A 17897-nucleotide genomic window follows, 5' to 3' on the forward strand; every position below is an offset into this window, starting at 1 on the left:
ACGGTTTCTTGGCTTACATCCTTCACCTCCGAGAAGTAGGCAGTCTTGTAAACATGATAGAGCTGTCTCCCCTGGGTTTTCCTCGAGACAGCGTGCTTAGAATCCATAGCTTCCGATTCACAACCATATTTCAAATGCTTCAAAGAAAGGTTCGGTCTTTCTTTCTCGTCCCCAGGTATCTACTGGGGACAGGCTTCTCTAGACTCATGTCCCAGGGAGCCGAGCAGGTTGGTTTTTCCAGCTTCGGCGATATGATCGAGAAATCGCTGGAGATATTGGAACAGCAAGAAACAATACTCGTCTTCATCTATTGGCCCTCTCTGGATTCAATCGCGCACAAGATGGGAATTGGAAAAGCCTATTTCAGAGAACTCAGGTGGCTGTATAAGATTTTGAAATCAGAACTCATCGAGAGACTGAGATCGGACACTCTCTTTTTCATGGTGAGCGATCATGGGCAGATTTCAACACCTTCAGAGAAGGAAGTGGTGTGGAACAGCTCGTCAGAGGTAATGAGATTCCTTGACAGGCCTCCTGCTGGTGAACAGAGGATGATGTATCTTTACACAAAAAGAAAAAAAGCTTTGGTAGAATATCTCGTAGGGAAGTACGCGGATTTTGCAATCTTCATTGACTCCAGAAAGGCTACGCGCCTTTTTGGGACGGGAAGAAATCATCCTGAATTCATACACAGAATTGGTGACGTAATTTTGATAGCGAAAGAGAACTTCTCCTTCAACTACAGGTACACGGGAAAAGAAGAAAGTCTTGCTGGAAGGCACGGGAGTCTTACTCATCAAGAGCTAGTGGTTCCCTTGGTGGTTTACCGGAGGTGATAGATTCCGTTATCTGAAGAGCCCCACTTGGGGGAACGTCGATCACCAAAGAGTAAGGCATCTCATAAAAAAGTTCACACAAGGATACAAATACGAGGTCTTCGTGGGAACGGACAGCGACATCAAAGACGGGGAGGTTGTGTACGCTACAGTGATCGTGGTGTACCGGCTTGGGAATGGCGCCACTTATTTTTACACTGTCTACAAAGATGGAAAAAATAGAGATCTATACACAAGGATATTCAAAGAAGCGGAAATGAGTCTGGAGATGGCTAGGTTCGTGGAAAAGGTTCTAGAGCTGGGAAAACCCGTGGTCCATCTGGATATTGGGTACGATGGTCTCACAAGGGACTTGGTCTCCTCTGTAATAGGTTACGTGAAGGGAATGGGATACCCTTACCAGGTAAAACCAGATTCTTTTGCCGCAACGAAAATCGCCCATAAACACACCAAATGAGGAGGTTGTGTACGAATGAAAATTCTTCTGAGTGCTCCTGAAACTAAAAGTGAAATTTCGGACATCTTGGAAGGACTTGGTGAAGAGTACGAAATCCTTCTTCCCCAAGAGCAGTCACAAGATTTTGATATCCTGTATGTGAAATGGAAAGAACTTCCGTCTGAGAAAAGAGAAAATGAAGTTCTTTCCACTATAGATGAGAATGCGATAAAGCTCTTCTTCGAAACAATAAAAGACTACCGCGAAAGAGTGGTGGTTACAGATCCCGATGGCTTGAGGCTTGCCCTTTCTGAAATAGAACGAACGGGTGATGTCTCACTCCAAACCAGAAGATTCCTCCTTCTCAAAGCTCTGGCGCACTTTTTAAGTTTCCAGTCGAGGATTCTAAAAGATCTGTCCGACCTGTTCTTCATAAAAGAATGGGAATCGTTCGTTCTGGAAAGGATACAGGAGGAAAATTCTGGAGTGGTGGTGAAGCGGCTCCCTTCAAAGATATCCGTAGAAAAAGCGTTGGATGTCAGCCTTGTAGTTCATTTCCTTCGATATCTTCCCCATGGAGCGTGTATCCTAGTGAAAGATCGGATCGTTGTGTACGCTTCCTCAAAAGGGGATCTTCCCAATATGAGTGGTGGAGTTTTGGGATACAAAGGAATCTTTTCTGGGGAGAGGAAATACGACTTCGTCGTGGCCGAGGATTTCGAAGGAAATGTAGAGGGTGTCAAATTGAGTGAGTTTGACACACACGAAGAAGGAATGGTTCTCTTTGGAACTGCTGGCGTTCTTAGAGAGCCCGTTCCAACGAACAGTTTCACGGAGGCTCTTTCCATGCATCCTGCTTTCGACTGTTGTGCTGTAACAAAAAATGACCACCTAGTGGCCCATCTGGTTGAACTGGACAAAAAAGTCATTTTCGAAAAGCTGGAACGCTTCGATCTTGTTGGAACGTCTGTAGCCTTCAATTTCCTTGTGGAGGAATCTTCAAGGAATTACCTTAAAAAGAAAGGAGTATTGAGAATATCCTGGATAGACTCAAGAAGAATTTGGAGAAGATGTTGAACTGTCTTTATATGAACACGTGCCTTCTCTGTGAAAGGGAGATTTCCCCACTTTCCTCTCTTTGTGAAAGGTGCAAGGCAGAGATCGTGGAAAAAGGGCCATCCTTCTATCACGAGTCCCACAGAAGCTACGAGATTTTCGTTTATTCCATCTACACCGGCAGATTAGAAGAGGTGATAAAGCTCTACAAGTATCATCATGAAATTTCACTTTCAAGTTTTCTTGTAGAAGTTCTCATCAGGTTGTACGGCTATTTTCAAAGAAAAGCGGATGCCATCACCTGGGTACCGTCTTCCTTCAGCTCACTCGAAGAAAGAGGTTTCGATCATATGGAGTTGATAGCAAAGAGATTCGCCAGAAGCCTTGCCATCCCTTCTGTAAAGATCCTTGAAAACATCTCAGAAGGAAGGCAGGTGGAGAGAGAAAGAGAAGAGAGAAAAAAGCTGGGGAGGTTCATATGCCGAAAACACCCTCCACACAGGGTTATACTGCTGGACGATGTGATAACAACCGGAACGAGCGTGAAAGACTGCGCGCGAACACTTCTTAAAAACGGTGCGGAGAGGGTCTTCGTGTACGTTCTGGCGAAGGCTAAGTGATCAAACCGATGATCAGATCGTTGACGTTTGTTCCAGTTGGTCCCGTCTTGAGAAGGGCCCCTGCCTTTTTCAGCGCGTTATAGGAGTCGTTGCTTTCGAGGTATTCAAGGGGATCTTCTCCCATTTCTTTTAAAATGGCAGCGGTTTTTCCATCGACAACTCCTCCTGCTGCATCAGTGGGCCCATCTGTTCCATCTGTTCCAACAGAACATAGAACCACTCCCTCCAGTCCTTCGAGAGCAATTGCTGCCGAAAGTGCGAGCTCCTGGTTTCTCCCTCCCATCCCATTCCCCTTCACGTGCACCACTGTTTCTCCACCGAAGATCACTGCAGCGGGTTTCCTCAACGGTCTGTTCTTCTCTTTGATCTCCCTCATGATGCTGGCGATGAACCTTCCAGCTTCTTTTGCTTCACAATCCAGCGTGGTTGTTAGTATCTCAGTGTTAAAACCTTTCTCGACAGCTATCCTCTTTGCTGCCTCACACACCTTCTGAACGTTTCCCAGAACGTGGACTTCCACGTTTGAAAGATACTCTGGAGTTTCTTTCAAAAGGGCTTTCTTCACCCTGTCACTCACGCTGATTTTGTATCTTTCCAGGATTCTGATGGCTTCCTCCGAAGTCGATCTATCTGGCCAGGTTGGACCGGAAGCCACAACGTCGATCCTATCACCCAAAACATCGGAGAGAACAAGTGTGATCACCTTCGCGGGGTATATTTTCTCGGCAAATCTTCCCCCTTTCACTTGTGAAAGGTGCTTTCTCACGGTGTTTATCTCCTCTACCTTTGCGCCGCTCTTCAACAGCGAATCGGTTATCTCTTGCAGTTCCTCAAGGGAGACACCCTCCATGGGCAGTTCAAACAACGCAGAACCTCCACCAGACAGGAGAAAGAGAACGGTGTCTTTCTCCCTCAATTTTTCAACCATCTCCATAACTCTTCGGGTGGCTCTTACGGTGTTCCCATCTGGGATTGGATGTCCTGCCTCGTATATTTCAAAGCCGTCGATGGGGCCTTCACTGTGTCCATACTTTGTAATCACAATTCCTCTCTTTATCTTTCCATTCAGAACCTCATGGGCGGCTTTTGCCATTCGCCATGCCGCCTTTCCAACTGCCACGAGAAAGACGTCTTTCAGGTTCAATCTTTCAAGTGTATCTTTCACTGCCCTATCCGGTAACACAGATTCTATAGATTTTTCTACTATCTCGATCGCTGTTTTCAGTAATTCAGCACCAGACAATATGCATCTTCTCCCTTCCTTACAATTTCTGGTTCTCTTTTAAATATCTCTCGTGCAACAAGATACGCATGCGACAAGGCTATCCCAAGATCCACAGGGCTTCTGGAAGAAATACAGAGTTCTCCACCCGTGAACCTTATCTTCCATGGTTGCCTGTTCATGGCAGATGGCGCCAGGACAGACATCTCCACTACTCTCACAATCTCCGGTGGGAGCTCTTCTATGTCGTTTTCTAGAAACGAGTCAATGGGTTTCCTGACTCTCACGAAATTCCTTCTCTTAGGGTACCCGAAGGCTATTATGTAGGGAATGTTGGGTTGTGGCGAGAGGGCCATCCAGCAGGTTCCAAAGTTTTTTATAGTGAGGAAGAGAACGATTTGTTCTCCCTGAAAACCGTAGTCTACCAATTCTTCAAAGTTTTTTTCAGTTACTGCATAAATGTAACTCGGAAAAGTGGAAAGATTTACTTTCCAGTCGTACTTTCTTGTGATAGACTTCAAAGAGAGGTTTTCTATCTCTTTTTTTATACTCTCTGGCAGCTTGCTCTCCAGAAAATCCCGCACCGAGTGCCTTCTCTCGATCGCCTCAAAGATATCCACACACATCACCTCCAAAAGGGGGAATAACGAATGGAAAGACTTGCTTTTCTGATGATGTTTCTTTTCCTTTCTTCTGTCTTTGGTTCTTTTCTACTCCTCGAAAAAGTCGACGTAGATTTCCCAGAAGAGCTCTACAAAACGGTTGGTACAAGATCTTTCCTCGTGAAATATTTTACTCTCTTTGAAAGTGAGGAACAAAAGGGACTGATCCTCTCTGGATGGATCTTCTCTCCAACTGCTCAGGCCACGCCGACCATAGAAATAAGAGTAGAAGATGAAAAGGAATGCCACGTTTTCGAAATAGAAACAAAAAGAGAAGGATTCTACTTTGTGATTCCACCCCACTTTCTGATAGCTCCAGAGGGTGCGAAGATATTCCTTGGAAAATACGAAATAGAGAGTGATTCTAATTGATCGAGGAGTTAACGTATTGAAGGTTTTCAGAAGTCTCAAAAAGGTAGCAATTAGAGACTATCTGACAGAGCTCTACACGAGGTACTACCTCTTCGAGGAGTAGCTGGAGATGGAAAGGCAAAAGCGAAAGAGAGGAAAGGAAGTAGCGTTTCTCGTGATAAACCTGGACAACTTCAAGATGATAAACGACCGCTATTTCCACAGAGTGGGGGGACAAACTTTTAAAATACGTTGCCCAAGAGATAACCAAAAACATCAGAAAAACGGACTGTGCTGTGAGGCTTGGAGGTGATGAAATACTGGTTGTCTTTCCAGAAACGGATGAGAAAACAGAAGAAGGCATCGCAAAGAGATCGGAAAAGAAACTCCTGTTCAGTCCACTTGGCCTTCCTTTGAAATATTCTTACGGTATAGACACACGGAAACCAGGTAAGGATATAGAAAACGTCGTGCGAAAAGCTGATCCTCAGATGTATTCCCTGAAAAGCTTGAGAAAGGCAAAAACAGATTCTGTCTGGGGAAACAGATATGGGGCTGTTGCAAAAATTAAAAAGAGTGAGGGATGCCGACACGAGAGAACACAAAAAAGAGGTGATATGAAGATGGCAAAAAATATACCACCCACATGTTACAGACAAGAAACCTCACAAGAGCAAACACCATAGCCATATCTTCCCTGCACGCTGCAACATACCTTTCCTTTGAGATTCCCAAACAATCCTTCTATCTCATTTCTTTCCTCGTATTCCTCCCATCGCACATCCTTCCTGCCTCAACGTACTCAACTAACTTGTACTTTCCCTTTGTCATAACCACCTCACATCTTATGTGGTCTTTCACCTTTCTCACCTGTGCTTCTCTCATTCAGTACGGTGTGGCCTTCTTTACCTTATCCCTGTACCATCCACTATGATTGTCTGGACGGTTTCTCCCAGAAGCATGGAGATTATTCTAGCTCCAGGTTTTCCCCTGCCTGAGAACTTGGAAAGATGTGGTATGATTTTGAGGAAGTAAAAGTAGATGAGTTTGATGATTGTTTTAAGGTTTATTCTCCTCATGGCAAAGAGATTATCATCTCTCTTGCTTTATTTTCTATACCTTCACGTTATTTTTGAAACAGCCCTGGGGGAGGGGATATCTTGCATGTTCTCTTCGGTATATGATAAAATTGAAGTGAATGAGCGGGTGTAGCTCAGTTGGTAGAGCACCAGCTTCCCAAGCTGGGGGTCGCGGGTTCGAGTCCCGTCGCCCGCTCCACTTCCCGGCGAACGCCGGGGTATATTTTTGTGGTATAATCATCTTCGACCCCAACCTGGGGAGTCCTGGGTTGGCGGAGACTGAAAAATGGAGGTGTGGTGAAGTGTCTCTCGACCCAGAGAAGAAGAGTGAGATCATCAAAGAGTTCCAGATCCACGAGAACGACACCGGATCCGTTGAGGTACAGATCGCTCTCCTCACAGCGAGGATTAAGCACCTGACAGAACACTTGAAGAAACACCCCAAAGATTTTCATTCCAGAAGAGGACTCATGAAGATGATAGGAAGAAGAAGAAAGCTTCTGAAGTATCTGCGCCGAACAAAACCAGAGGTTTACCGAGAGCTCATCATCAAGTTAGGAATCAGGAAATAAAATCTTAGGAGGGGGAAGCGGGCGTGTTGCCCGCTTCCTGATTTAAATTAGAATTAGTAGGACGAGGTGATGGAAACATGAAAGAGTGGCGACGAGAGATCCTTGGAAAAGAACTCGTAGTCCAACACGGAAAGGTGGCAAAACAGTCCAATGGAGCTGTGTTGGTGAGACTTGGGGACACCGCCGTTCTGGCAACGGCAAACATTTCTGACAAAGTAGTCGAGGGAATTGACTTTGTTCCACTGACCGTTGAGTTCCAGGAAAGATTCTACGCTGCCGGAAAGATCCCGGGCGGATTCATAAAGAGAGAGGGGAAACCCAGTGAATCTGCTATTCTCTCGGCTCGTCTCATCGACAGACCTATAAGGCCTCTCTTTCCAAAAAAACTCAGAAACGATGTGCAGGTGATAGTAACAGTTCTTTCAGCAGATCCCAGTGTTCCTCCGGATGTTGTTGGAATCTTTGCGGCATCACTCGCCCTGAACTTCTCTAAGATACCCTTTGAGGGGATAGTTGCAGGTATCAGAATAGGTTACAGGGATGGTCAGTTTATAGCCTTCCCCACTGAAGAAGATATCGAAAAAGGCCTCATGGACATCACCGTTGCGGGGACGAAAGATGCCGTTACCATGGTTGAGGGTGAAGCCAAAGAGGTCTCAGAAGAAGACATGGTGAAGGCTTTGAGATTTGCACACTCTGTGATAAGAGCACTCGTCGATTTCCAAGAGAAGATCCTGTCGGAGTTCAACGTGGAAAAGATATCTGTCGTTGAACCTACACCACCGGAAGGGCTTGTTGAAGTGTTCAACAATCTTTTGGACGAAGAGGAGCTCGAAAGAAGAATCCTTGTGAAAGCAAAGAAAGAAAGAGAAACAGCACTCAAGGAGTACGAAGAAAAGCTTCTTGGCCAAATAGCAGAGGCACTTTCCGTGGTCGATCCTGAAGAGATAAAACCTTTTGTTTCTGAACTCTACGAAGATGCTGTTAAAAAGACGATGAGACGTTTGATCGTCGAAAAAGGAATCAGGGCAGACGGAAGAAAGCCGAACGAGATCAGGCCCATTTCCTGCGAAGTGGGTCTCTTCCCGAGAACACACGGATCTGCATTGTTCACGAGGGGAGAAACGCAGAGCCTTGGAATTGTCACACTCGGTGCTCCCATGGACGTTCAGATCATCGATACGCTCCTCGAGGAAGGTGTTAAAAGATTTATGCTCCATTACAACTTTCCACCATTCTGCACCGGCGAAGTGAAACCTTTGAGAGGGCCAAGCAGAAGGGAGATAGGGCATGGTCACTTGGCAGAAAGGGCTTTGAAGAACATGCTACCACCTGAGGAGGAGTTTCCCTACACTATAAGAGTGGTTTCTGAAATTCTCGAATCCAACGGTTCTTCATCCATGGCGACGGTGTGCTCGGGATCCCTTGCTCTGATGGACGCGGGCGTCCCTATCAAAAAACACGTTGCCGGAATAGCAATGGGGCTCATCCTTGAAGAAGACGCTGAAGTCATCCTCACCGACATTATCGGAATGGAAGACCACTACGGTGATATGGACTTCAAGGTGGCGGGAACAAGAGACGGGATCACCGCCTTCCAGATGGACTGTAAGGTCTCGGGGGTTTCTGATGAGCTGCTCATGAAGGCTCTCATGCGGGCAAGAGAAGCAAGGATGTACATCCTCGACAGGATGTACGAAACTATCTCTGTGCCAAGGTCCCACCTTTCTAAGTACGCACCCATAATAAAAGTGACGAAGATCGATCCGGACAAGGTCGCCGACGTCATAGGTCCCGGCGGGAGGGTCATAAAGAAGATCATAAAGGATTACGAAGTGAAGGTAGAAATCGACGACGAAACGGGGCTTGTCAAGGTGGTTGGGAATTCCGAGGAAAATGTCGACAACGCGATTGCACTCATAAGAGAGATCGCCAAAGAAATAGAAGTGGGAGAGATTCTTGAAGGAAAGATTACAAGGATCGAGCCTTACGGTCTATTCATAGAGGTGAGACCTGGGAAAATCGGTTTGCTTCATCAGAGCAAAGTTGGAGAAGACATGAGGCAATTCTTGAAAAAGGTGAAGGTCGGTGATACGATAAAGGTACAGGTGATCAACATAGACGACCTCGGAAGACTCCAGTTCAAACGCGTGAAGGAGGAAAGCATTCAGCATGGAAAAATACACAATAAACGACGTTGAAACCTTCATCATACCGTTTGACAAGGCGCGGACAGTTTCCTGCGCCTTTTTAATTAAAAAAGGATCGGTACACGAACCAGAGGAACTCGCAGGAATATCCCACTTCATAGAACACATGGTGTTTCGAGGGACAGAAAAGTACGATCGTTTCTCTCTCAAGTACACTGTTGAAGTGGTTGGTGGGAATCTCAACGCTTTCACAGATAGACTCGCAACGGCGTACTATGCGAAGGTACCTGAGTTCCATTTTGAAAAGTCCATAGACGTTTTGAAAGAGCTGACTTTCCACCCAATTTTCTCGCCGGAGGACATGGAGATAGAACGAAAGATCATAATCGAAGAGTACAAGATGTCCCAGGACGATCCCACAAGCAAATTGTTCGACACTCTGATCGAAACGGTCTGGCCTGGAGCGTACGGAAGGCCGATCATAGGAAGAAAAGAGACCATAGAGAAGATCTCAGCGGAAGACCTCAGGGAATACCATAAGAAAAACTACAACCTTTCGGACACGAAGATCGTTCTTGCTGGAAAGGTGAACGATCAGCTTCTGACATTTCTCGAGGAGACTCTGAAGGATCTGAAAAAAACAGAAAAAGGAAACGAGCTTCCACCTCCACCATCTTTTCACTACACAGAGCCCAAGTACGTGCTGAGAAACGATCTGGAACAGGTGCACATCGCGATCGCAAAGCCTGTCTGCGGCAGGGCTGACAGAGATATATACCCTCTTTTCACCTTGAACACCGCCCTGGGAAGTGGTATGAGCTCGATTCTCTTTCACGAGATAAGAGAAAAGGAAGGCTTCGTCTACGACGTGTTCTCCCAGCTCTACACCTTGAAAGAAACGGGAATTCTGATCGTCTACGCTGCATTCTCTCCAGAGAAAATAGAAGAGTTTTTCAAGAAACTCAAAGCGGTTCTCTCCAGCGAAAAGCTTTTCATGAAAAACTACGAGTACGGAAAGATGAGATACCTTGGAAAACTCGAGATGATAACGGACAATCCGAGCGGGATGATGAGTTTTGTTATCGAAAACCTGTCGCACGGTTTCCTGGAAACTCTTGAAGATCGCGTGGAGAAAATGAAGGCCGTTACCCAGGAAGAGTATCGAAGAGTCTACGAGAGGTTTGTGACAGGGAAATGGAGTGTGTTTGGAATAGGCCCTGAAGCGGGAAGGATTCTGGAAAATTACGAGATGATCGTTTGAGGAGGGATGTGATGAAAGAAGCCCTAACGTTCGATGACGTACTGCTGATTCCCCAGTACAGCGAAGTTCTCCCGAAGGATGTGAAAACGGAAACAAGACTCACACGACAGATCCGAATAAACATTCCCCTTGTGAGTGCCGCCATGGATACTGTTACCGAAGCCGCTCTCGCCAAGGCTCTGGCAAGAGAAGGTGGAATAGGTATCATCCACAAGAACCTTTCCCCAGAGGAACAGGCGCACCAGGTGTCGATTGTGAAGAAGACAGAAAACGGTATCATCTACGATCCCATAACGGTGACACCGGACATGACCGTGAAAGAGGCAGTTGATCTGATGGCAGAGTACAAAATAGGTGGCCTTCCCGTCGTGGACGAAGAGGGAAAGCTCGTTGGTCTCCTCACAAACAGGGACATCAGGTTTGAAAAGAATCTCTCGAAGAGGATAAAAGACCTGATGACACCGAGAGAAAAGCTCATCGTAGCACCACCAGACATCTCTCTCGAAAAGGCAAAGGAGATTCTTCACGAGCACAGGATAGAAAAGCTTCCTCTTGTTTCCAAGGAAAATAAACTCGTTGGTTTGATCACCATCAAGGATATTCTGAGTGTAATAGAGCATCCCAACGCGGCAAGAGATGATAAAGGAAGACTTCTCGTTGGTGCTGCCGTCGGGACGGGTCCTGATACCATGGAGAGGGTGGAAAAACTCGTCAAAGCGGGTGTGGACGTTATCGTCATAGACACAGCACACGGCTATTCCAGAAGGGTGATAGAGACTCTTGAAATGATAAAGGCTGACTACCCAGATCTACCCATTGTAGCTGGAAACGTGGCCACATCTGAAGGAGCTGAAGCTCTCATAAAAGCAGGGGCAGATGCTGTGAAGGTCGGCGTGGGGCCAGGTTCTATATGCACCACAAGGATTGTCGCGGGTGTTGGGGTCCCACAGCTCACCGCCATCATGGAATGCTCTGAAGTGGCAAAGAAGCACGGCATTCCCATAATAGCAGATGGAGGCATTCGATACTCCGGTGACATCGTGAAGGCTTTGGCGGCAGGTGCCGAGAGTGTGATGGTTGGAAGCATCTTTGCGGGAACGGAAGAGGCACCAGGAGAGACGATACTGTATCAGGGAAGAAAGTACAAGGCCTACAGGGGAATGGGAAGTCTCGGTGCCATGAGATCCGGTAGTGCCGACAGATACGGACAAGAAGGGGAGAACAAGTTCGTTCCTGAGGGAATCGAGGGTATGGTGCCGTACAAAGGAACCGTCAAGGATGTGGTACACCAGCTCGTGGGGGGGTTAAAAGCCGGTATGGGATATGTGGGAGCCAGAACAATAAAAGAACTTCAGAAAAGAGCCGTCTTTGTGAGGGTTACACCCGCTGGTGTGAAAGAAAGTCATCCACACGATATCATCATAACGAAAGAAGCACCGAACTACTGGATTCAAACCTGAGAAAGTTTCTTTATGATCTCGTATTCTTTCATTGCTTTCTCATGCATACCGAGTTCTTCGTAGAGTCTAGCAAGTTTCAGCCTGAGCTTCACGTTTTTCGGGTGTTTCTGGAGCAGCTTCAAATAGAGTGAAGCTGCTCTTTTTTTTAAGCCAAAAGTTCTGTAGAGAAACGCCCTGAACCGCGGGAAGAAGAACAAAAAGGCGGGTAAAACTAAAAGAAGGTAAAGGTATGAGTTCCTGCGAGTCACTTGAGCTTTTCTTTCTCTAGACAGCAAAACTAGTTTCTTTCTGAGATTTTCCTTGGGAATGGTGAGACTTTCGTATTCAGAAACAAGATCTTTCAATTCATCGGAAGAAACAGGAGACGTCAATTTTGCCATTAAGGAGAGGTACTTTCTGATCTCCTCTTCCAGGGTGTTCAGTTGGTCGTATCCCATGATCCTCGCGATTTCAAAGAGTCTCAGAAGGTACGGATACCTCTCCTCCTCCAAGGGAAGGTTCCCTATCCTTCGCACGATGGCAAAACTTATCTCTCTGGCGTTTTTGATCTTCGAAAGAGCAGTAAGTACTTCGTACGAGAATAGAAAAGGATTTTCGAAAAATCTCTCGATGAGATCGTCGGCAAACGCATCTGGATCTTTTATCTCCAAAGGAACGTTCAGTTTCCAGAAAAGAGGATACACAAGCACATCGTTCAAGCTCTGAAGACCTTTCACAAATGGCTCCAGATTCGGGAAGACCTTCTTCAAAAGCTCAGTTTCCTCTTTTGTGAACGTCTCATCTCGAAGTTTTTTCACAAGCCCTCGGAGATCTTCCGAGACAATTTCTTTGGACAAGGAAGGATGGGCTTCAATCAACCGTTTCTTCGCAAAGAGAAATTCTCCCATTTTTTCGATCTTCGGATCGGAGGGATGTTCCTTCACGTAGTTCAGAAACATGTCGATGGCTTTCTGAATGTTGCTTTTTGAAACTTCCTTTATTTCATCGAGAGAGGCAGCTAAAAGGAGCGAAGAAGAAAGAAGGAAAAACAAAACCACTCTCCACAAGCTATCACCCCGATTCCAGAAGGGGCTTTAAGAACTTTCTCCAGAAGACTTTGAAGAACAAAGCGAGTGGTACCCCGACGAAAGATCCAAACATACCAAAGAGCTTTCCAAAGAACAGAATGGAAAGGATGATGTATACAGGATTGAGTTTTTCCAATCCTTTCATCAGCTGGATGAACACGATGAAGGCAACAGCATGGATGAGGATAGCAAACAGAGCGATGAGCAAAACACCCTTCACGCCGAGTGTGAGAGAAAAGAGTAGAACAGGAACGTATTCGAGCACCACTCCTACGATGGGTATGAAATTGGTCACGAACGCCCAGAGGCTGATGATGGCGCTGTACTTCAGGTCAAACATTTTGAACACGATCCAGTACGAAAGACCAATGATGATCGCGTTTATGAAGATCACCCTTATGTACCTTCCCATACTGTTGTAGACGCTGATCAAAAAGCTTTTTGCTTCTTCTCTAGCGCTTTTCGGATAGATCGCAACGAAGAAATCGGCTATCTCGCGTGTGTAGAAAATAGAGTAACCCAGTCCAAACAAGGTGAACACCACCACAGTGGTAACAGAGAGAAAGTTCGTGGTCACCAACGAAAAGACGTAGTTCAAAAGATCGTTGAGCTTTGGCTCGAAAAACGTCATTATTTTGTCAAAGACAGGAACCAGTTCGGGTGATTTCACGTAATCTCTCCATATTCTGTTTTCAAAAACGCTCGTCATGAACTCGATGAAGTTACCGAACTCGTTGAACACGGGTGGAATAATCACGTAGAGGGAGTAGATCACCACAAAAAAGAACAACAAGAGTGCCACAACACGGGAAACTCGCCTTCCAAATTTCATTTTCTCCAGAAGTTGTACAACGGGATCCAACAGCAGAGTGAAGAATATCATCATGGTGATGACTACAAAAACTTCTGGAAACACCTTGAACACCAGAAAAGACACCAGGATGTACAGAGTGGTAAAGAAGAATGCCCTGTCTTCAACGAATCTTCTGATCCCCTTCAATTCATTCCCTCCCGAGCTTCTCAACGCTCCATTTCACCACAGTGTGGTAGAAACTTTTCTGATGTTCAGGATCCTCGAACAGTTCATGATAACCACCAGGGAAACTCACCAGTTTTTTTTCTGTTTTCAATGCGTCATAGAATTTCTTGCTTCCTTCGAAAGATACTACACGGTCGTCCGTTCCATGGAGAATAAGGACAGGGACCCTTATCTTATCAACTTCCCTGAAGACCTTTCTCATGTGTAACAACATGTCCGAAGCCAGCTTGAACGAGATCTTATCGTGGACAAGCGGATCTTTCACGTACGCCTCCACTGCTTCTTTGCTACGGGAAAGGTCTTTCGGATCTATGTTGTTACTCATGGTAAGAAACGGCACAAACATCGACAAAAATTTGACGAATAACACAAGAGGGGGCAATGGAGGATCTGGGAGCGAAAGAGCAGGAGCAGACACCACCAGTCCATTCAGGTTCCTTGGCTGAAAGACCTGAACGTATCTGATGCTCAAAAGCCCCCCAAGGCTGTGACCGAATAGAACGTATTTCTCAAGATCGCGGGTGATGCTCTTCAAAATCTTGAAAACATCCTCGAATCGAAAGTGTCCCCGCCTTCCCTGGGCTTTTCCGTGGCCAGGAAGGTCAAAGGTGATTACCTGAACACCTTCTGAAACAAACTCCCTCACTAACCTTCTGTACCTTCCGGAGTGTTCCCCAAGACCGTGCACGATCACAACCGTTCCCTTCCAATCCTCCCCATATCTTTGAACATTCATGTTCCCCCCTCCAGTGTCCTCTCGAGTCTTCTCATGAAAGCCTCTTTGCCAAGGATGGGAATTATGTTCACAAGTTCCGGTCCCTCATCTTTTCCGGTGAGAATCCTCCTCAACGTCATGTAGAAGTCTCTAGGCCTTATTTTGCTGCCCTTCAACACCTTTTTGAGAATCTTCACGATATGTTCCATCTCCCAGTCAGCGTTTTGAAGCTCTTCCTTCAAGGAAACAAAGGCGGTCCTCAGTTCTTCTGGTATGGTTACTGGTTCTGGATCTTCAAAGAAAAAGCGTGCCTCCTCTGGAAGATCGGTAAGGGTTTCTGCTCGCTCTCTTGTAACTTCCAGTACTTTTTTCAGATATTCTTCATCGCCGACTTCTATGCCTGCTTTCTTGAAGAAAGGTCTGGAGAGTTCCACTACCTTTTCCATCGGTAGGTTCCTCAAATAGTACCCGTTCATCCACTTCAGTTTCTGGGGATCGAAGATAGCGGGATTTGGACTGAGTCTGTCCAAAGAGAAAGAAATGATCAACTCCTCCATGTGCAGAATTTCCTTCCCCTCTGGATGGGACCATCCCAGAAGTGCAAGATAGTTCACCACCGCCTCCGGAAGATAACCCATTTCCCTGAAAGCCTCCACGGAAGTGGCACCGTGTCTTTTGCTCAATTTCTTGCCATCTGGTCCTAGTATGGTGGAAACATGTGCGAAGATGGGTGGTTTTTTCTCAAAGGCCTCGTAGATCGCAAGCTGCCTCAGAGTATTGGATAGATGATCATCTCCCCTGATCACGTGTGTTATTTCCATGAGCATGTCGTCCACTACACAGGCGAAATTGTAAGTGGGGAGGCCGTTACTTCTCATTATCACGAAGTCTCCTATCGAACCTTTCCTGAAGATCACCTCACCCTTTACAACATCGTTCAAACTGTAGCCTTTCCTTGGCATCTTGAAGAAAACGGCGGGTGAAAGCCCTTTTTCCTCGTATTCTTTTCTCCTCTCGGGTGTGTTGTACTCTTCGAACATATCCTGAGAATAATGAGGTGGTTTCCCTTCCGACAGGAGTTTTTCTCTGATCTCTTCTATTTCTTCTGGATAGGCGTAGACATGGTATGCCTTCCCTTCCTTCACGAGTATTTCCGCGTACTTTTTGTATATGTCCACCCTCTCACTTTGTCTGTACGGCCCAAAATCTCCCCCAACGTCAGGCCCTTCATCCCATGTGAGGCCAAGCCATCTAAGGGAGTCCATGAGTCTCTCTTCATACTCTTTTTCCGATCTTTCCAGATCGGTATCTTCTATTCTCAGGACAAACTTTCCTCTTTCTTTTCTTGCGAACAAGAAGTTGAACAGAGCGGTTCTGGCCCCACCAACGTGTAGAAATCCCGTTGGGCTCGGCGCGAATCTCACTCTTGTCAATCCAGAACACCTCCCAGAGTGTATTCACCGGCCAGGATTCGATCCAAAACCTTCTTCGGTGAATCTGGTTTTCCCTTCAGATCTATGTACCTTCTTCCCACTTCAACAGGAAAATGCGCATCAGACGAAACTATCACCCTGAATTTCTCTTCCGCCTTTAACCTTCCCTCTTCACTCACCACCTCGGCTATCGGAACATCGAGATCTGGGAAAAAACCGAGTTGATACAGAACACCGAATCTCCTTTCAACATGAGCATAAGCCGGTACTCCTCTGAAAGACAAGACGAGTTCAACTGCCTGAGATATCGTCAGGTTCGTTGGAAAGCCAAGAGGAGCGTCCTCGTATCCGATGTAGTCACCGTTTTCGTTGACAAGAAGCTGATATCCCATCTTCTCGTGATCATGTTTCACTTTGGGAAGATGTTCGTACACGACTTCGGTGAGTTTGAGAGCAGCTTCAAGATCTACGAAGAAAGCAAGCAAATGAACATCCTCCACCGTTTGTATCTCTATTCCAGGGATCACGAGCTTTCTCATCTTCAAGAAAGCGGAAGCGTTCTTTGCACTATTATGATCGACAATTCCAAGCACATCTACTCTTGCTTTCTCGATCGCAGGTGGTATCATGAGTAGGTCAGCACAGGGTGAAAGACACGTGTGCACGTGAAGATCCGCCTTCATCTCAATCCCAGCTCGTACACCTTCCCGGAAACCACAAAAGAATTCTCGCTGGTCTTCAGAAGAACTATACCGTTTTCTCTGGCTTTCTCCACCGTCTCCCTTTCGTACTCGTGTCCATCGCAGAGAACAATACCCTTTATCCCCACCACGGAGGCAACGGCAACGATGTTCACGTGAGACTGAACGGTTATCCATAGCGTTGAAGGTTGAGCCCTTCCCAGGACTTCACTCAGAAGGTCACAGGTGAAACCGTGTTCCACTTCAACGTTCAGATCCCCACACACGTGTTCCAGTCCCAGTTTCTCAACTATCTCCCCTATCCTCACGTTTATCCCTCCTGAAAAAGACCATTTCGACTATTACACCCTTGCCTACTTCCGAGATGATGACCATCTTATCAGAATATCTCTTCATGTTGGGAAGGCCCATTCCCGCTCCAAATCCGAGCTCTCTTATGTGATCGGGCGCTGTGGAATAGCCTTCTTTCATGGCAAGTTCGAGATTTTCAATGCCTTTACCCCTGTCTTCTACTCTCACCGTGATCTTTTCCTCGTCGATGAAACAGTATATGTACCCATCGGACTCGCTATGGAGAACCACGTTCGCCTCCGCCTCATAGGTGGCAATCGCCACTTTCCTTGCAAGATCCTCATTCACCCCAGAGTCCAGAAGGAACCTCTTCAATCTGGAGGCACCGATACCTATCATGTTTACATCGAAGTAGTCTACACGGAAAACGAAATCCGCTTTTCCTTTCTCGAGCACCTCACCAGTTACAAGGGAGGTTCCTCTCTCGAGAACCTCCTCCATTCTTTTATCATGGAGGTACATAATGCCTAGTTTTGCGAGGAGAAAGTAGACGATGTCGTGCTTCGTGACGATCCCAGCTAGCTTGTTTCCCTCGTTCACAACGGGAAATCTTCCGTACCCGTACTTTTCGAACGTCTTCACAGCATCCTGGAGTGTGTCGTCCACCTTCAAACACACCACGTTTCTCGTCATTCGTTTTCCAACGGTGTCTTTTATGTAGTCACCTTCAAGAGCCTTTATGATGTCTTCCAGACTGACTATTCCGATCACATGCTTTTCACTGTCCACGACCGGTACACCGGAGATCCTCTTGATACGCATGATCTCCTTCACATGAAGGAGGGTTTTCTCCGGGGTCACGTAGACCACATCAGGATTCATGAATTCAGAAACCCTTACGTCCTGGAATACTGTGTGGAGCTTGTCTATAATGGAAACACTCATT

22 protein-coding genes and 1 tRNA gene are annotated in these 17897 nt (G+C 46.3%); 12 read left to right on the forward strand and 11 right to left on the reverse strand.

Annotation, left to right across the window (positions count from 1 at the left end):
• From J7K79_RS08680 to J7K79_RS08695, 4 genes are all read left to right on the forward strand, one after another.
• Nucleotides 1-836: alkaline phosphatase family protein (locus J7K79_RS08680; protein WP_296907629.1), on the forward strand; the 836-nt coding region annotated here is incomplete at its 5' end.
• A 64-nt stretch (nucleotides 837-900) separates the two neighbouring features.
• Nucleotides 901-1293, forward strand: a complete 393-nt coding sequence (locus J7K79_RS08685) for a ribonuclease H-like YkuK family protein (RefSeq protein ID WP_296907821.1) — start codon at nucleotides 901-903, stop codon at nucleotides 1291-1293.
• 15 nt (nucleotides 1294-1308) lie between these two features.
• Nucleotides 1309-2349, forward strand: coding sequence for a hypothetical protein (locus J7K79_RS08690; RefSeq protein WP_296907631.1), 1041 nt, complete (start codon nucleotides 1309-1311; stop codon nucleotides 2347-2349).
• Nucleotides 2343-2948 (forward strand): ComF family protein, encoded by a 606-nt coding sequence (locus tag J7K79_RS08695; protein ID WP_296907634.1) that lies wholly within the window; start codon nucleotides 2343-2345, stop codon nucleotides 2946-2948. The genes J7K79_RS08690 and J7K79_RS08695 overlap by 7 nt, the downstream gene beginning before the upstream one ends.
• Here the strand turns inward: J7K79_RS08695 and J7K79_RS08700 are convergent.
• Complete coding sequence (locus J7K79_RS08700; protein WP_296907636.1) at nucleotides 2941-4191, reverse strand: glycerate kinase; 1251 nt, start codon at nucleotides 4189-4191, stop codon at nucleotides 2941-2943. The genes J7K79_RS08695 and J7K79_RS08700 overlap by 8 nt on opposite strands.
• Nucleotides 4170-4790, reverse strand: a complete 621-nt coding sequence (locus J7K79_RS08705; RefSeq protein ID WP_296907639.1) for a nitroreductase family protein — start codon at nucleotides 4788-4790, stop codon at nucleotides 4170-4172. Before J7K79_RS08705 ends, J7K79_RS08700 begins: the two co-directional genes overlap by 22 nt.
• Before the next feature lie 30 nt (nucleotides 4791-4820).
• On the opposite strand from J7K79_RS08705, the gene J7K79_RS08710 reads away from it, so the two are divergent.
• The 3 genes from J7K79_RS08710 to J7K79_RS08720 all read left to right on the forward strand — a co-directional run bounded on the left by J7K79_RS08710 (nucleotide 4821) and on the right by J7K79_RS08720 (nucleotide 5869).
• Complete coding sequence (locus tag J7K79_RS08710; protein ID WP_296907642.1) at nucleotides 4821-5204, forward strand: hypothetical protein; 384 nt, start codon at nucleotides 4821-4823, stop codon at nucleotides 5202-5204.
• Nucleotides 5205-5313: 109 nt separating this feature from the next.
• The gene (locus J7K79_RS08715) at nucleotides 5314-5496 is read left to right on the forward strand and encodes a diguanylate cyclase (RefSeq protein WP_296907645.1); all 183 of its coding nucleotides are present in this window, start codon (nucleotides 5314-5316) and stop codon (nucleotides 5494-5496) included.
• On the forward strand, nucleotides 5459-5869 hold the full coding sequence (locus tag J7K79_RS08720) for a diguanylate cyclase (protein ID WP_296907823.1): 411 nt from the start codon (nucleotides 5459-5461) through the stop codon (nucleotides 5867-5869). The genes J7K79_RS08715 and J7K79_RS08720 overlap by 38 nt, the downstream gene beginning before the upstream one ends.
• Before the next feature lie 58 nt (nucleotides 5870-5927).
• On the opposite strand, the gene J7K79_RS08725 is transcribed toward J7K79_RS08720, so the two are convergent.
• Nucleotides 5928-6068 (reverse strand): hypothetical protein, encoded by a 141-nt coding sequence (locus J7K79_RS08725; protein ID WP_296907647.1) that lies wholly within the window; start codon nucleotides 6066-6068, stop codon nucleotides 5928-5930.
• A 20-nt stretch (nucleotides 6069-6088) separates the two neighbouring features.
• Nucleotides 6089-6262, reverse strand: coding sequence for a hypothetical protein (locus J7K79_RS08730; protein ID WP_296907649.1), 174 nt, complete (start codon nucleotides 6260-6262; stop codon nucleotides 6089-6091).
• Between the two features lie 123 nt (nucleotides 6263-6385).
• Here J7K79_RS08730 and J7K79_RS08735 point away from each other — a divergent pair.
• From J7K79_RS08735 to guaB, 5 genes are all read left to right on the forward strand, one after another.
• Nucleotides 6386-6461: transfer RNA gene (locus J7K79_RS08735), tRNA-Gly, on the forward strand.
• 103 nt (nucleotides 6462-6564) lie between these two features.
• Nucleotides 6565-6834, forward strand: coding sequence for a 30S ribosomal protein S15 (gene rpsO, locus J7K79_RS08740; protein ID WP_296907651.1), 270 nt, complete (start codon nucleotides 6565-6567; stop codon nucleotides 6832-6834).
• 77 nt (nucleotides 6835-6911) lie between these two features.
• Entirely contained in the window at nucleotides 6912-9035 is a 2124-nt protein-coding gene (pnp, locus tag J7K79_RS08745; RefSeq protein WP_296907654.1) for a polyribonucleotide nucleotidyltransferase, read from the forward strand.
• Nucleotides 9007-10245: a pitrilysin family protein gene (locus J7K79_RS08750; RefSeq protein WP_296907656.1), complete on the forward strand. Its 1239-nt coding sequence runs from the start codon at nucleotides 9007-9009 to the stop codon at nucleotides 10243-10245. Before pnp ends, J7K79_RS08750 begins: the two co-directional genes overlap by 29 nt.
• 11 nt (nucleotides 10246-10256) lie before the next feature.
• Nucleotides 10257-11705 (forward strand): IMP dehydrogenase, encoded by a 1449-nt coding sequence (gene guaB, locus J7K79_RS08755; RefSeq protein ID WP_296907658.1) that lies wholly within the window; start codon nucleotides 10257-10259, stop codon nucleotides 11703-11705.
• Here the strand turns inward: guaB and J7K79_RS08760 are convergent.
• Genes J7K79_RS08760 through J7K79_RS08790 form a run of 7 tightly spaced genes read right to left on the reverse strand, consistent with a single transcriptional unit; the run spans nucleotide 11696 to nucleotide 17896 of the window.
• Complete coding sequence (locus J7K79_RS08760) at nucleotides 11696-12742, reverse strand: tetratricopeptide repeat protein (RefSeq protein WP_296907826.1); 1047 nt, start codon at nucleotides 12740-12742, stop codon at nucleotides 11696-11698. The genes guaB and J7K79_RS08760 overlap by 10 nt on opposite strands.
• Before the next feature lie 13 nt (nucleotides 12743-12755).
• Nucleotides 12756-13772 (reverse strand): AI-2E family transporter, encoded by a 1017-nt coding sequence (locus tag J7K79_RS08765; protein WP_296907661.1) that lies wholly within the window; start codon nucleotides 13770-13772, stop codon nucleotides 12756-12758.
• A 1-nt stretch (nucleotide 13773) separates the two neighbouring features.
• Nucleotides 13774-14547 (reverse strand): alpha/beta hydrolase, encoded by a 774-nt coding sequence (locus J7K79_RS08770; RefSeq protein ID WP_296907663.1) that lies wholly within the window; start codon nucleotides 14545-14547, stop codon nucleotides 13774-13776.
• Entirely contained in the window at nucleotides 14544-15959 is a 1416-nt protein-coding gene (gene gltX / locus J7K79_RS08775; RefSeq protein ID WP_296907665.1) for a glutamate--tRNA ligase, read from the reverse strand. Before gltX ends, J7K79_RS08770 begins: the two co-directional genes overlap by 4 nt.
• Nucleotides 15956-16642, reverse strand: coding sequence for a PHP-associated domain-containing protein (locus tag J7K79_RS08780; RefSeq protein ID WP_296907667.1), 687 nt, complete (start codon nucleotides 16640-16642; stop codon nucleotides 15956-15958). Before J7K79_RS08780 ends, gltX begins: the two co-directional genes overlap by 4 nt.
• On the reverse strand, nucleotides 16639-16968 hold the full coding sequence (locus J7K79_RS08785; RefSeq protein WP_296907670.1) for a DRTGG domain-containing protein: 330 nt from the start codon (nucleotides 16966-16968) through the stop codon (nucleotides 16639-16641). The genes J7K79_RS08780 and J7K79_RS08785 overlap by 4 nt, the downstream gene beginning before the upstream one ends.
• Nucleotides 16946-17896, reverse strand: a complete 951-nt coding sequence (locus J7K79_RS08790; RefSeq protein ID WP_296907672.1) for a CBS domain-containing protein — start codon at nucleotides 17894-17896, stop codon at nucleotides 16946-16948. Before J7K79_RS08790 ends, J7K79_RS08785 begins: the two co-directional genes overlap by 23 nt.
• Nucleotide 17897: the final 1 nt, after the last annotated feature.

It is taken from the genome of Thermotoga sp., assembly GCF_021162145.1.
Taxonomy (GTDB): Bacteria; Thermotogota; Thermotogae; order Thermotogales; family Thermotogaceae; genus Thermotoga.